This is a genomic window from Psychromonas sp. B3M02 (assembly GCF_003318165.1).
GTDB lineage: Bacteria > Pseudomonadota > Gammaproteobacteria > Enterobacterales > Psychromonadaceae > Psychromonas.
The window spans coordinates 1-14,483 of record NZ_QOCB01000140.1 but is presented as its reverse complement, the minus strand read 5'-3'; the positions used below and the strand labels follow the sequence as shown (position 1 = coordinate 14,483).

The following is a 14,483-nucleotide window of genomic DNA, read 5'->3' as shown; positions in this document are numbered from 1 at the left end:
ATGAACAAGTTTTTCACAAGAGTTCATTCACAAATTGTTTATTAACTAAACAGGTAATCTAAGTGCCTAAATTTATGATTAAATATCAAGATGATGAGCTTTACTGAGGTAGGTTTTACTTTGCATTTCCAATAAACGAGAAACACAACGTTGAAACTCAAAAGCCAGTCGAGTGCCTTTGTAGAGATCAATGACTTTCACTTCTGCAGACATGATTAATACAACATTACGGTCATAAAACTCATCCACCATCGCAATAAAACGACGAGTCACGTCATTATGCTGGTCATTCATTTGCGGGATATTCGACACCAGAACAGTGCGGTACAAAATAGCTAACTCAATATAATCGCGAACACTGCGTGGTCCATCGCACAACTCACTAAACTCAATGCTCAATGTATCGTGACTTTTGGCAATGGTCGTTAAAGGTCGATCATTAATAGTGATCTCCAAATTATAATGATGCTTACCACTAGCAAAGGTTTCAAAGCTAGTTTTTATCTGCTTATCTGCCTCGCGTGTTAACGGGTAGTAGTAGACCTCGGCTTCAATTAAACGTCCTAAACGATAATCCACTCCACCATCCAAATTAAAAATTTCACAATGAGTTTTAATCAAATCAATAGCAGGGAGAAAACGGGCGCGCTGTAATCCATTACGATAAAGGTGATCTGGGTGGATATTAGAGGTCGCCACTAAAATAACCCCTTCTGCAAATAAGGCCTCGAACATACCCGCTAAAATCATTGCATCGGTAATATCTTCAACAAAGAACTCATCAAAACAGATGATGTCAGTTTCACTGGCAAACTGTTTTGCAATCTCTTTTAATGGATTAGCTTGTCCTTGTAATTGGGTCAGCTTTTTATGAACTTGCAACATGAAGTGGTGGAAGTGTAGACGCTTTTTACGAGGGCTTTCGATGTTATCGTAAAACAGATCAACAAGATAAGTTTTACCCCGCCCTACTCCGCCATAAAAATACAAACCTTTAATCTCTTTTACCGTGTCACTCTTACTATTAAATAAACGTTGTAAAAAAGAGGTTTTGACAGCAGGCTTTGTCTCTTTAGTGTATAAATCATCGTATAAACGTTGCAGCATAGTAATCGCTTGCAGTTGCGCAGAGTCTGCAAAAAAGGAGGGTTTTAATAAATCTTCTTGGTATCGAGCAAGTGGTGTCACAATAATGTCTTAATGATTCAGTAAAATTAATCTTTGTATAGCATATTTAGTGGGCATTTAAACAGTACCATCTGCTATGTTTCATAAATTTTTGCGGGATATCACGCGAAATGTACTTTAAATAAACTTATATGATTCATTATCACATTAAAGGCCATTGCTTTGCTCTGTTCTCAATATTCTTTTATAGTAAACTTTTTAAACCTATTTTCCCCATGGTTAAAAAGTAAGGAACTACAATGAATATGCCACTTCGACTTCTATTACTTATTGTTATGCTTTGCACAAGTACTTCAAATTACGCTGCATTACCACTCACACTTGATGGCGAAAATGTACCGAGTCTTGCCCCTTTAATTAAAAAAGTCAGCCCTGCAGTAGTTGATATTTCCGTCACTGGCGCAAATAAACTATTACCAAAAGATGCTCAAGATCTTTTAAAATTTTTAGGTCCAGAGGCCCCTACCCAAGCTTTTTCTGGATTAGGCTCGGGTGTGATTGTAGATGCTGAACAGGGGTATATCATCACCAACTACCATGTCATTAAAAATGCCAATAGGATATTAATTAAACTTATTTCAGGTCACCAGTATCAAGCTAAAGTCGTTGGGCAAGATATACAAAGTGACATTGCCCTACTACAAATCGACAGCAAGCAACCTTTAGTGGCCATGACCTTTGCTGATTCCGATAAATTACAAGTCGGTGATTTTACTATTGCTATCGGTAATCCCTTTGGCTTAGGGCAAACAGTCACTTCTGGTATTGTTAGTGCACTGGGTCGTAGTGGTTTGAACCTACAAAATTTAGAAAACTATATACAAACCGACGCGGCGATTAACAGCGGTAACTCTGGTGGTGCCTTAATTAACTTAAAAGGTGAATTAATCGGCATCAACACCGCTATTTTAGGGCCTAATGGAGGCAACATTGGTATTGCCTTTGCGATTCCAGCCAATATGGTTAAAAACTTAATGCAACAGTTGCTAGAGTTTGGCGAAATTCGTCGTGGCATATTAGGTATTAAAGGTGGGGAAGTAACACCAGAACTTGCTCAAAGCTTTGATTTAGATGTCAACTATGGTGCCTTCATTTACCAGGTCACACCTGATTCAGCAGCCGATAAAGCAGGCTTAAAAGCCGGTGACGTGATCACTGCTATCAATGGTTCTAATATTAAATCCTTTGCTGCATTACGCGCCAAAATTGGCTCTCTCAGTGCGGGTAAAGAGATAACGTTAAAAGTATTACAAGAACAAAAAGTTAAAACCATTAGCGTTATATTAGGTGGCGAAGGTGATAACTTACAGGCCAAAGCCCCTATTGTGATTTTTGAAGGTGCAACCTTAAAAGATGCAGAAGAGGGACAAATGACACCTGGAGTTAATGTATTAGCTATTGAGAAAGAGTCTGAAGCGGAACGTATAGGTTTACTTAAAAACGATGTCATTATCGCCGTTAATCGCACTCCGGTTAAAAATCAGCAACAACTTCTGTCTGCATTAACCGAATCAACTAAGGTCAGAGCCCTGAATATTATGCGAAATAACCGTCCAATATATATAATTCTTAACTAAGATCACAAAAAAATGTAATAAATTTACATAAACAGCATTTATTAGCGCTTTATTGATTATAAATAATTTTTTCTTCAATAAATTCTTGTAAAATATGCAACATAATTAAAAAGATAAAATTGAATAGAAACAGTAAATAAAAGTAAGTAAAAAAGCACAATCACTCTTGGAGAAAAGACGGTGAGAAAAACGAAAATTGTATGTACGATAGGCCCAAAATCAGAATCTAAAGAAATGTTAGCAAAACTAGTTGAGAACGGTATGAACGTTATGCGTCTTAACTTCTCACACGGTGATTTTGATGAGCATGGTGCTCGTATCACACGTATCCGTGAAGTATGTGAAGAAACAGGTAAAAATGTTGCTGTTCTTCTAGATACTAAAGGTCCTGAAATACGTACAGTAAAATTAGAAGATGGTAACGATGTTCTACTAACAGCGGGTCAAGAATTCACCCTGTCTACAGACCAAACAATTATTGGTAACAACACTATCGTTGCAGTGACATACGAAGATCTAACAAAAGATCTTGTTGTTGGTAACACAGTATTATTAGATGACGGTTTAATCGAAATGACAGTAAAAAGTATCACTGATACTAATGTTGTTTGTACTGTTATCAATACCGGTGAACTAGGCGAAAACAAAGGTGTTAACCTACCAGGTGTTAAAGTTCAATTACCTGCTTTATCGACAAAAGATAAAGGTGACTTAATCTTCGGTTGTGAGCAAGGTGTTGATTTTATCGCAGCTTCATTCATCCGTAAGAAAGAAGACGTATTAGAGATTCGTGAGCTATTAAAAGCAAACGGTGGAGAAAAGATCCAAATCATCTCTAAAATCGAAAACCAAGAAGGTGTTGATAACTTTGACGAAATACTAGCAGTTTCTGATGCAATCATGGTTGCACGTGGTGACCTAGGTGTTGAAATCGCAGTTGAAGAAGTAATTTTTGCTCAAAAAATGATGATTGAGAAAGCTAACAAAGCACGTAAGCCAGTTATCACTGCAACGCAAATGCTTGACTCTATGATCAAAAACCCTCGTCCAACTCGTGCTGAAGCGGGTGACGTAGCCAATGCAATCATCGATGGTACAGATGCAGTAATGCTTTCTGGTGAGTCTGCTAAAGGTAAATACCCAGCAGAAGCAGTAGAGATCATGGCGACTATTTGTTCACGTACAGACAGCATTCTTCCTCCTAAATTAGACGAGAAAGAAACTGACATACGTATTACTGAAGCAATCTGTAGCGGTGCGGTTAAAAATGCTGAGCAACTAGATGCTAAATTAATCATTGTTGCAACTGGCGCTGGTAAGTCTGCACGTTCTCTACGTAAATACTTCCCAACAATGCCAATTTTAGCGTTAACAAGTAATCCTAAAACACGTCAGCAATTAGCACTAACTAAAGGTGTTTCTGCTAAAGTGATTGAGCAACAAGATTCAATGGAAAGCTTCTACAAGCTAGGTATGGACTTTGCTAAAGAGCAAGGTTTAGTGGTAGCTGGTGATAAAGTAGTAATGGTTGCTGGTGCACTAGTTGACTCTATAACAAATACTTCATCTGTACACGTTATCGCTTAATAGACTAACCATAAAGATTGCTTTTATTGTTTATCAATAACAGTTTTTAATTTAGCCTTCCAAAACATCGCCTTCGGGCGATGTTTTTTATTGTCCTATCGCATTAATAAAAAGTATTTTTCTCCTGCCTCAACTTTTCTATATACTGAACCTCCATTTTTATATTAACTATTAATTATTACAAGATATGAAGCTAAAGCACTTTTCAAATTATCTCGTGAAACCTATTCTGTGGGGATTGTTTCTTGCGGCTGTGATTATTTATAGCCCAACTATACTGAAACATTTCACCAATAATGAGGTTCAGTTACCTGATATCATCAGCTATTCTGACGCCGTCAAAAAATCAGCGCCTTCTGTGGTAAATATTTACTCACAGCAATATATTGATTCCAGCCTTGGCACTAAACAACAATTACAGCCTACTGGCTTAGGCTCGGGGATCATACTGGATGCTGGGGGATATATTTTAACTAACCACCACGTAATTGCTCAAGCAGATCAAATTCTGATCGCCTTGCAGGATGGTCGTTTATTTACTGCTAATATTATTGGTAGCGATGTGATCACAGATCTCGCCGTATTACAGATAGATGGCGAAGATTTACCAGTTATGCCACAAAATGCCGACTACACACCAGAAATAGGCGATCTGGTATTAGCCATTGGTAATCCTTATAACCTAGGACAAACCATTACCCAGGGAGTGATCAGCGCAACGGGCCGTGGTGGAATGAGTAGTACTGGTCGTCAAGACTTTATTCAGACCGATGCCGCGATTAATGAGGGTAACTCTGGTGGTGCTTTAATTAATAGCCGAGGCGAACTGGTGGGTATTAATACCTCAGAGTTTTATACCGGCAATAGTAATGTCACCTACGGAATTAGTTTTGCTATTCCTTATCGATTAGCCAGTCGCGTGATGCAAGGGATTATTAAAGACGGTCGTGTGATCCGTGGTTCCCTAGGTATTGAAGCCGAAAACCTAGATCCACTGGTAGCTCGCTTATGGGGCTTAGAGGCTAAAAACAGTATTATTGTTAAGAAGATCACTGAAGGTGGACCAGCACAAAAAGCCGGTATGTTAAAAAATGATATTATCTTAAAAATCGATAATAAAGATGCGGTTAACCTACTCCTTACAATGGATAAGATAGCGAACATCAAGCCAGGCACAGAAACCGAAATCACCATTATCAGACAAGGTAAAGAGCGCGTATTAAATGTGCGTATCGGAGAGTTGCAACAATAACCTGTTATTAATGCTTTATTGATACCTGATTGCACAAACAAAAAAAGAAAGCCGAGGCTTTCTTTTTTTAGAGAATAACACTATTTAATAATAGGTTAGCATTCTACACGGCGCATTTTTGCACCTAATGGAATTAACTTATCTTCAATGGCTTCATAACCACGATCGATATGATAAATTTCATCAACAGTTGTTTCACCTTGTGCAATTAAACCTGCAATAACCAAGCTCGCTGAAGCACGTAGGTCCGTTGCCATTACCGTTGCTCCACTTAACTTATCATTGTCACCACAAATCGCTAAGTTACCATCTAGCTCAATGTTAGCACCCATACGAATTAATTCAGGCACATGCATAAAGCGGTTTTCAAAGATGTTCTCTTTAATACGACCTGTACCCGGTGCTACTGTATTCAATAAAGTAAATTGCGCTTGCATATCGGTTGGGAAAGCCGGATGCGGCGCTGTTGTAATATTCACTGATTTTAAAGTACGACCAGTCATATCAGCTTCTATCCAATCATCACCTGTTGTTACTAGCGCACCAGCTTCTTCTAATTTAGATATTACTGCCGTTAGTAGATGCGGGTCAGTTTTAACACAACGCACTTTACCACCACTTACTACTCCAGCAACTAAGAAAGTACCTGTTTCAATGCGATCAGGTTGTACTTGGTAAGCGCAATCACCTAACTTCTCAACACCTTCAATCACGATAGTATCTGTACCAGCACCAGTGATTTTACCACCCATGCCATTAATAAAGTTAGCGAGATCTACAATCTCAGGCTCTTTTGCTGCATTCTCAATGGTGGTTACACCTTCAGCTAATGCTGCTGCCATCATCAGGTTACCCGTACCGGTAACACTCACTAGGTCCATGTATAAGTGACAACCTTTTAAACGGCCATCAACACGCGCTTTGATAAAACCATCTTCTACTTTAATTGTTGCTCCCATTTGCTCTAAACCGTGAATATGTAAGTTCACAGGGCGAGCACCAATAGCGCAACCACCAGGTAATGAAATATCAGCTTCACCGAAACGAGCAACTAATGGACCTAGTGCTAAGATAGAAGCACGCATACTTCTTACTAGCTCGTATGAAGCAGTATAATTTTTAACATCTTTTGCGTTAATATGTACTAGGTGCTTATCTTGACTTGCCGTCGCGCCCAACTCTTGTAATAACTCAAGTGTGGTCGAAATATCTTTTAATAGCGGAACATTACTTAAATTGATGTCCCCTTCAGATAATAAAGTAGCAAATAAGATTGGTAATGCGGCGTTTTTTGCCCCAGAAATAGTAACCTCGCCATTCAATTGGCAGCCACCTTGAATAATAAATTGACCCATGAAAATCCCTATTAACGAACTAAATAAAATGTTTTTGTTTTTGCCACTCATCTGGCGTTAACGCTTTAATCGTTAAGGCATGGATTGCATTACTTGCAATCTCTTCAGATAAATGAGCATAAATGGTTTGTTGCTTTTTAACGCGATTCATATCAATAAACATGTCGCTCACAGCAATCACTTGAAAAGTGCCACTTTCACCTTTAACAATACAAACATCTAATGTAAGGGCTTTTTCTAATTTTTCTTTAATTATCTCTGTATTCATATACAACCACTATTTTTCAAAAAGGTTTTCAACACCGTAAAGCTCAGCTAATACCTGTAGTTTAGCTGAAGCATTAACCATTAGAAGCGCTGGAAATTGTGTTTTAATTTGCACTAAATATGCGACGCCTGCTGAGTCAACATTCTCTAAATGCGATAGTTCAAGATGCTTTACACTGTGGTAAGTTGCTATCTTGGGATAAGCTTGCTGGCTTAAACCAGCAAGTAATAAATCTCGTTCAAGGACAAAGCGACTACTCATGATTCAAACTCATCATTTTTTTCTAGTAGCAGCTTAATCACTTCATCAATACCTTGTTTCTGTATTAATGAACCAAACTCCGTTCGTTTGGTATCTAACATACTGATACCTTCCGCAATCACATCATAAACCTTCCATTCACCGTTTTTTTTGTTTTTACGTAACTTGAAGCTCAACTGTGTTACTTGACCATTGTTGTCGCGCATTCTAACAGGAATGTTGACGATTTTCTTACCCTTAAAATTATTATTATCGAGTATAGTGATCGTCTGCTCGTCATATTTAATTAATATATGACCATAGGCATTAACTAAGTAAGTACGGAATGCATCAACAAAGTTGTTACGCTGTTCAGCAGTCGTGTTTTTTAAATTAGCGCCTACCACACTGTATGCCGCATACTTGTAATCGAAATAAGGAAGTAGTTCCTCATTAATAATGACTTTAATATATTCAGGGTGTTCTGCTAGTTTAGTTCTTTCACTCTCTAAACGTGCAAAAGTCTGTTTTGATAAGGTTTTTAATGTTTGATTTGGATCTGTTAAAGCAGTATCCGTTTCAGCAGCAAATACTGAAAATGATAATGAATAAACAAGAGCAATAATAGAAATAAATAAACGCATGTTAGTCGTCCTTATTAATAGAATAGATAAACTGACCAATCAGGTCTTCTAATACTAATGCTGATTTAGTATCTTCAATGGCATCACCATCACCTAGCATCTCAATACCTTCATCAATAAAACCAGGTTTAATGCCTATGTATTGCTCTCCCAATAAACCAGAGGTTAAGATTGCAAGTGATGAAGTTTCAGGAAAGTAACCTTGATCTTCATACATAGATAATTTAACTAATGGAGTATAAGTGTCTTTATCCAAGGAGATAGACTCAACACGTCCTACTACCACACCACCTAACTTAACAGGAGCACGAGGTTTTAGACCGCCTACATTACTAAAGTTCGCTTCAAGCGTGTAACTATTGCCTTCGCCTTTAAAAGACAAGCCAGCCACACTAAAGGACAAAATAGCAAACGCTGCAATCGCAGCAACAACGAATAAACCAACCCAAATTTCTAATTTTCTCTGTGACATTCTAGCCCCCAAACATAATAACAGTCAGTAAAAAGTCCATTCCTAAAACAAGTAACGAAGCTAGTACTACAGTTTTTGTTGTTGCTCTACTAATTCCCTGTGCATTTGGCACAGTGTGGAAACCATTATATAAAGCAACCCAAGTAACAATTAACGCAAAGATAAGACTTTTGATCATACCATTGCCAACATCAGGAATGAAATTAACACTGCCTTCCATTACTGACCAAAAAGCACCGCCATCAATGCCCATCCAACTCACACCGATTAAATAACCGCCCCATATTGCCACGACATTAAATAATAATGTTAATAAAGGTAGTGCGATAATGCCGGCAATTAAACGCGGTGCGATGACACGTTTCAAAGGAGAAACCGCCATCATTTCCATACTGGCAATTTGCTCAGTACTTTGCATCAAGCCAATTTCAGCAGTTAATGCAGACCCTGCTCGCCCAGCAAATAGTAAAGCAGCAACAACGGGCCCAAGTTCACGTAGTAGTGATAATGCCACCATGCTACCTAAACTCTCTTCCGCCGCATAATCCACTAAAACATAATACCCTTGTAAACTCAGTACCATGCCGATAAATAAACCTGCCGTCACAATAATAGGTAAGGATAAAATACCGAGATGGAATACCTGAGCGACAGTAAGATGAAATAACTTAGGATGAGGCTTAGTGAACAAAGTACGGTAAAACATTAATGCAGATTTACCCGCACGTTGAATTAACTGTATCGTATAAGCCCCAATCGATTGTAAAAATGAACCCATTATTGATTGGCCTCTTTTAAGTCTACTAGGTAATCACTTGCAGGAAGGTGGAAAGGCACAGGTCCTTGCACAGCACCGGCTAAAAATTGTTGCAACAACGCATTATCTTTTTGTGCTAAGACTTCTTGCACAGAGCCCTGCGCAATAATTTTATGCTCAGCAAAGACATACACGTTATCAGCAATAGACAGCACCTCATTAACATCATGAGAAACAATAATAGAGGTTAAGCCTAATGTATCATTTAATTGCTTCACTAATTTCAATAATACATTCATTGAAATAGGATCTTGGCCTGTAAAGGGTTCATCATACATAACCACTTCAGGGTCTAAAGCAATAGCACGCGCCAATGCTACACGTCTTGCCATACCACCAGAAAGTTGTGATGGATAAAGATCTTTAGCACCACGTAAACCAACTGCCTGTAGTTTCATTAATACTAGGGTAGATAATAATTTTTCATCTAACTGTGTATGTTCTCTAAGTGGAAAAGCGACATTTTCAAATACTGTTAGGTCATTAAACAACGCCCCACTTTGAAATAGCATGCCCATTTTTTTGCGCGCTTCATATAACGCTTTTTCAGAACAATTGTGAATAGAAGTGCCATTAAACAGTACTTCACCACCATCAGCAGGAATTTGTCCACCAATCAATTTTAACAGGGTCGTTTTACCGATACCACTTGGTCCTAGCACCGCAGTAATTTTCCCCTGCTCAAACTGCATATCTATATTCTCAAATATGCTTTTTTCTTGTCGCTTGAAGCTAAGTTGGTTAATTACAATATGTTGTATTGACATAAATACCTTTTCTCTATGAAAAAGAAAGTTTAGTCTGATCGATAAGCCAATGATAGAACTTAAACAATCAGTCAGAATCGAGATAAATAACGATTTGAGTTGGATTTTACCTTTAAAATAATAAATAAGCGAAACTTAGCAGGTGCAATTCCATTTTTTCAATATTACAGACAAATTATATCCCTGTAAGTTTCGGTGATGTTCAGATTAATAGTAACATTAATAGCGTTTAATCTATGTAATATGAGACACTCTTGTTATGATTGGCACATATTTTGATTTCATAAATTGATTACCATAAACAATGCTCGCGATCCTTTGCGGACTTTGATATTTTGATAATAGATTTGCTGTATTTAATAAAAGAGTCGATAAATGATAGATACCCCCTATGGAAAAATCAGCCAAGATAACTTTCAACGCGCACAAAAAATAAAACTGTTTGTTTGCGATGTTGATGGTGTTTTTTCAGATGGTCGCATTTACCTAGGTAATGACAGAGAAGAGTTAAAAGCCTTCCATACAAAAGATGGCTTTGGGCTTAAGGCGATTATGCAACAAGGTATTGAAGTCGCGATTATTACAGGTCGTCAATCGAACATTGTCAGTAATAGAATGTCTGCCTTAGGTGTACAACATATTTTTCAAGGTAAAGACGATAAACTTACCGTGTACAAAACACTATTAGCGCAATTAGATTTAACGCCAGAGCAAACAGCTTATATCGGTGATGATGTGGTTGATCTGCCGGTGATGCAATTATCTGGCTTAGGTATTGCGGTCAATGACGCACATCCTCTGGTACTACAAAAAGCAGATTTAATCACTACAGTAAAAGGTGGATTTGGCGCAGTGCGTGAAGTGTGTGATCTATTTTTACAATGTCATGGACAACTTGCTATGACACAAGGTAAAAGCGAATAAATGAACAAACGACAGAGCATCCCTTTTATTGTCCTGTTTATCGCCTGTGCGGTTTGGGTCTACTTTACAACGGACACTGAATACCCTGCGTTACCAGATCATCACCCAAGTTATATAGCAGATGACTTACAGAGTAATCATTATGACCAAACTGGTTTTAATGATTATCGCGTCTTTGCTGATAAAGCCACTAACTACCCAGAAGATGATTCAACCTTGTTTGAACATCCTAAAGTAGTTATCTACCATAAAGACAAAGAGACGGGTGTGGTCACTATTTGGCAACTCACCAGTATCAAAGGCACATTAAAAGAAAAAAATAACCTATTATTATCAGGCAATGTGTTTATTAAGAACCTAACAGAAGATCAAATAGTGCAGACGATGTCCACTGCACAAGCAACAATAATGCTGGATACTAAAGTGATCACCAGTGACTTAAAAGTGACTTGGACAGGGCCACAACTGAAACATGAAGGTGTTGGTATGTGGGCGTCGATAGAAGGCGAAGAGATGAAACTTAATTCGAATATAAAAGCGGTGTACTTTAATGAACCTAAATAAATTAGCATGCTTACTAAGCATTTCATTGTTTAATGCCAATGTGATTGCATTAGAGTCTGATTATAACCAACCTATTCATGTTTCTTCAGTAAAGCAACATGCTAGCTTAAAAACCAACACGATCACTTTCACTGATGAAGTTTTATTAACTCAAGGTTCGATTAAGATCACAGCTGATAAATTGACGGTTATTCGAGGTGAAAAACCTAATCATGAATTGATGATTGCAGAAGGTAAAACCTCCGTTTTCCATCAAATACAAGACGATGGTAAACCATTAGATGCAGAGGCGAATAAAATTACCTATGATGTAGCAGCAGGTAAGATCACATTAACCGATAATGCACAAGTAAAACAATTAGATAGCCAAGTAAATGGTGCTGAAATAGAATACTTCTTAGCCACTCAAGAACTTAATGTAAGCACCGATCAGAATACTAAAGAGCGCGTAAAAACCATCTTTTTGCCTTCGCAATTTGAAAAAGATAAAAACAGTGACTCAACCTCAAATACAGGCGGTTAATTAATATGGCAGAGTTATGCGCAACAGGCTTAGTTAAGAGCTATAAAGGGCGTACCGTAGTAAATGGTGTTGGCCTTACAGTCAAAACCGGCGAAATTGTAGGGTTACTTGGCCCTAATGGTGCTGGTAAAACCACCTCTTTTTATATGGTTGTTGGTTTGGTTAAACAAGATCAAGGCACCATTGTTATTGATGATGAAGATATCTCTAGCAACCCGATGCATATTCGAGCACAAAAAGGCATTGGTTATTTACCACAAGAAGCGTCCATTTTTAGACGTTTAACGGTAACAGAAAATATCATGGGTATTTTACAGACCCGTAAAGAATTGACACAAAAACAACGCGAAGAGAAACTGAATACTCTTTTAGAAGAGTTTCATATTACTCATATTCGTGATAATAAAGGGATGAGTTTATCGGGTGGTGAGCGCCGTCGTGTAGAGATTGCACGCGCATTAGCCACAGAACCAAAATTTATTCTACTTGATGAACCTTTCGCTGGTGTTGACCCGATTTCGGTAATTGATATAAAAAATATTATTCAACAATTACGTGATCGTGGCTTAGGTGTATTAATCACCGACCATAATGTTAGAGAAACGTTAGATGTTTGTGAACATTCCTATATAGTAAGCCACGGAGAAATTATTGCTGTGGGTACACAGGATGAGATTCTGGCAAATGATCATGTGAAACGCGTTTATCTAGGTGAAGAGTTTAAACTTTAAATAATTGCCATACGTTCAGGAAGATATGTTTTGATGAAACAGGGTTTACAATTGAAAATGGGTCAGCAATTAGCGATGACCCCTCAATTACAACAAGCAATAAAACTATTGCAGCTTTCAACATTAGATCTGCAACAGGAGATCCAAAACGCTTTGGACTCTAACCCTCTTCTTGAACAAGACGACCAAACAGGATCTGAAGATACTGTTAAAGAAGCAGATAGCAGCGCATTAGATACCACTGAAGCGATTACTCAGCAAGAGTTCTCCGATGACCTACCTGCAGAAAAAGAGTGGGAAGAATCATACAACTCAACGCCGATCACTGGTACTAGCTCTAATGCAGTAGCCTATGAAGGTGAGAACACTTTATATCAAGGTGAGTCATCTACCTCATTACAAGACCATCTATTATGGCAAATGCAACTTACCCCTTTTACTGAAACAGACCAAATTATCGCGATGGCGATCATCGATTCCATTGATGAATCAGGTTATCTCACCACAGACTGTGAAAGCATATTAGAAAGCCTACAAACTGACTTAGAAGAGTTAGAGTTGGATGAAGTGGAAGTGGTACTAAAACGCATTCAACATTTTGACCCATTAGGTGTTGCGGCGCGCACCACTCAAGAATGTTTACAAATACAATTACGTCAACTTTCAGAAACAACACCTTGGCGTGATGAAGCTATCCAAATACTGGAACAGTATATGGATCTACTTGGAAACAGAGATTACCGCACACTGGCAAGAAAAAGTAAGTTAAAAGAATCTCAATTAGCTGAGATAATGCGTTTAATTCAAAGTTTAGAGCCACGCCCTGGTAATCGTGTAGAAACCAGTGAAACACAATATATCGTGCCAGACGTTTACGTTAAAAAAATTAATGGGCAATGGCGTGTTTCCCTTAATCAAGATTGTGACCCGAATTTATCGATTAACCAACAATACGCAAGTATGTGTACGGGTAATATCAGTAAAAATGATTCACAATTTATAAAGGGTCATTTACAAGAAGCGAAATGGTTTATTAAAAGTTTAGAAAACCGCAATGAAACCTTATTAAAGGTAGCTAACTGTATTGTGCAACAACAACAGGCCTTCTTTGAATATGGCGATGAGTCTATGAAACCCATGGTACTTAATGACGTTGCCTTCGAAGTAGAAATGCATGAGTCGACCATTTCACGTGTTACGACTCAAAAATTTATGCATACTCCTCGTGGTATTTATGAGTTGAAGTTTTTCTTCTCTAGCCATGTAGCAACCAATGGGGGCGGCGAATGCTCATCAACCGCTATACGAGCTTTAATTAAAAAATTGGTCTCTGCAGAAATCACCACCAAACCTTTAAGCGACAATAAAATCACCCAGTTATTAGAAGAAAAAGGGATCAAGGTAGCTAGACGTACTATTGCTAAATATCGTGAGTCCTTAGGAATTCCACCTTCTAATCAACGTAAACAATTACTTTGAACCAAGAAGTAATGCAAATAAATAAGGATTAACTATAGTCATTTAATGCGAACCTGATAAACTCGCGCGTCCATTAAATACAGTTAACTATTATT

General features: G+C 38.0%; 16 protein-coding genes. 8 read left to right on the top strand and 8 right to left on the bottom strand.

Annotated features, from left to right (window positions below):
* Positions 1 to 78 precede the first annotated feature (78 nt).
* Entirely contained in the window at positions 79 to 1,188 is a 1,110-nt protein-coding gene (zapE, locus tag DS885_RS15435) for a cell division protein ZapE (protein WP_113820308.1), read from the bottom strand.
* A 239-nt stretch (positions 1,189 to 1,427) separates the two neighbouring features.
* On the opposite strand from zapE, the gene DS885_RS15430 reads away from it, so the two are divergent.
* The 3 genes from DS885_RS15430 to degS all read left to right on the top strand — a co-directional run bounded on the left by DS885_RS15430 (position 1,428) and on the right by degS (position 5,604).
* Positions 1,428 to 2,765 (top strand): DegQ family serine endoprotease, encoded by a 1,338-nt coding sequence (locus tag DS885_RS15430; RefSeq protein WP_113820307.1) that lies wholly within the window; start codon positions 1,428 to 1,430, stop codon positions 2,763 to 2,765.
* A 180-nt stretch (positions 2,766 to 2,945) separates the two neighbouring features.
* Positions 2,946 to 4,352 (top strand): pyruvate kinase PykF, encoded by a 1,407-nt coding sequence (gene pykF, locus DS885_RS15425; protein WP_113820306.1) that lies wholly within the window; start codon positions 2,946 to 2,948, stop codon positions 4,350 to 4,352.
* Between the two features lie 187 nt (positions 4,353 to 4,539).
* Positions 4,540 to 5,604, top strand: coding sequence for an outer membrane-stress sensor serine endopeptidase DegS (gene degS, locus DS885_RS15420; RefSeq protein ID WP_113820305.1), 1,065 nt, complete (start codon positions 4,540 to 4,542; stop codon positions 5,602 to 5,604).
* 95 nt (positions 5,605 to 5,699) lie between these two features.
* Here degS and murA read toward each other — a convergent pair whose 3' ends face one another.
* From murA to DS885_RS15385, 7 genes are read right to left on the bottom strand one after another with little or no spacing between them, the layout of a single operon-like run.
* Complete coding sequence (gene murA, locus DS885_RS15415) at positions 5,700 to 6,959, bottom strand: UDP-N-acetylglucosamine 1-carboxyvinyltransferase (protein WP_113820304.1); 1,260 nt, start codon at positions 6,957 to 6,959, stop codon at positions 5,700 to 5,702.
* 19 nt (positions 6,960 to 6,978) lie between these two features.
* Entirely contained in the window at positions 6,979 to 7,227 is a 249-nt protein-coding gene (locus DS885_RS15410) for a BolA family protein (RefSeq protein WP_113820303.1), read from the bottom strand.
* Positions 7,228 to 7,236: 9 nt separating this feature from the next.
* The gene (locus DS885_RS15405) at positions 7,237 to 7,488 is read right to left on the bottom strand and encodes a hypothetical protein (protein WP_113820302.1); all 252 of its coding nucleotides are present in this window, start codon (positions 7,486 to 7,488) and stop codon (positions 7,237 to 7,239) included.
* Complete coding sequence (locus DS885_RS15400) at positions 7,485 to 8,111, bottom strand: MlaC/ttg2D family ABC transporter substrate-binding protein (RefSeq protein ID WP_113820301.1); 627 nt, start codon at positions 8,109 to 8,111, stop codon at positions 7,485 to 7,487. Before DS885_RS15400 ends, DS885_RS15405 begins: the two co-directional genes overlap by 4 nt.
* 1 nt (position 8,112) lies before the next feature.
* Positions 8,113 to 8,583 (bottom strand): outer membrane lipid asymmetry maintenance protein MlaD, encoded by a 471-nt coding sequence (mlaD, locus tag DS885_RS15395; protein WP_113820300.1) that lies wholly within the window; start codon positions 8,581 to 8,583, stop codon positions 8,113 to 8,115.
* A gap of 1 nt (position 8,584) precedes the next feature.
* A complete protein-coding gene (gene mlaE / locus DS885_RS15390) occupies positions 8,585 to 9,361 on the bottom strand; it encodes a lipid asymmetry maintenance ABC transporter permease subunit MlaE (protein ID WP_113820299.1) in 777 nt (258 codons plus the stop codon).
* The gene (locus DS885_RS15385) at positions 9,361 to 10,167 is read right to left on the bottom strand and encodes an ATP-binding cassette domain-containing protein (RefSeq protein ID WP_113820298.1); all 807 of its coding nucleotides are present in this window, start codon (positions 10,165 to 10,167) and stop codon (positions 9,361 to 9,363) included. Before DS885_RS15385 ends, mlaE begins: the two co-directional genes overlap by 1 nt.
* A gap of 375 nt (positions 10,168 to 10,542) precedes the next feature.
* On the opposite strand from DS885_RS15385, the gene kdsC reads away from it, so the two are divergent.
* From kdsC to DS885_RS15360, 5 genes are read left to right on the top strand one after another with little or no spacing between them, the layout of a single operon-like run.
* Complete coding sequence (gene kdsC / locus DS885_RS15380; RefSeq protein ID WP_113820297.1) at positions 10,543 to 11,091, top strand: 3-deoxy-manno-octulosonate-8-phosphatase KdsC; 549 nt, start codon at positions 10,543 to 10,545, stop codon at positions 11,089 to 11,091.
* Complete coding sequence (gene lptC, locus DS885_RS15375) at positions 11,092 to 11,655, top strand: LPS export ABC transporter periplasmic protein LptC (RefSeq protein ID WP_113820296.1); 564 nt, start codon at positions 11,092 to 11,094, stop codon at positions 11,653 to 11,655.
* Positions 11,642 to 12,178, top strand: coding sequence for a lipopolysaccharide transport periplasmic protein LptA (gene lptA / locus DS885_RS15370; protein WP_113820295.1), 537 nt, complete (start codon positions 11,642 to 11,644; stop codon positions 12,176 to 12,178). The genes lptC and lptA overlap by 14 nt, the downstream gene beginning before the upstream one ends.
* 5 nt (positions 12,179 to 12,183) lie before the next feature.
* Entirely contained in the window at positions 12,184 to 12,909 is a 726-nt protein-coding gene (lptB, locus tag DS885_RS15365) for an LPS export ABC transporter ATP-binding protein (protein WP_113820294.1), read from the top strand.
* 33 nt (positions 12,910 to 12,942) lie between these two features.
* Positions 12,943 to 14,388, top strand: a complete 1,446-nt coding sequence (locus tag DS885_RS15360; protein ID WP_113820293.1) for an RNA polymerase factor sigma-54 — start codon at positions 12,943 to 12,945, stop codon at positions 14,386 to 14,388.
* The last annotated feature ends 95 nt before the right edge of the window (positions 14,389 to 14,483 follow it).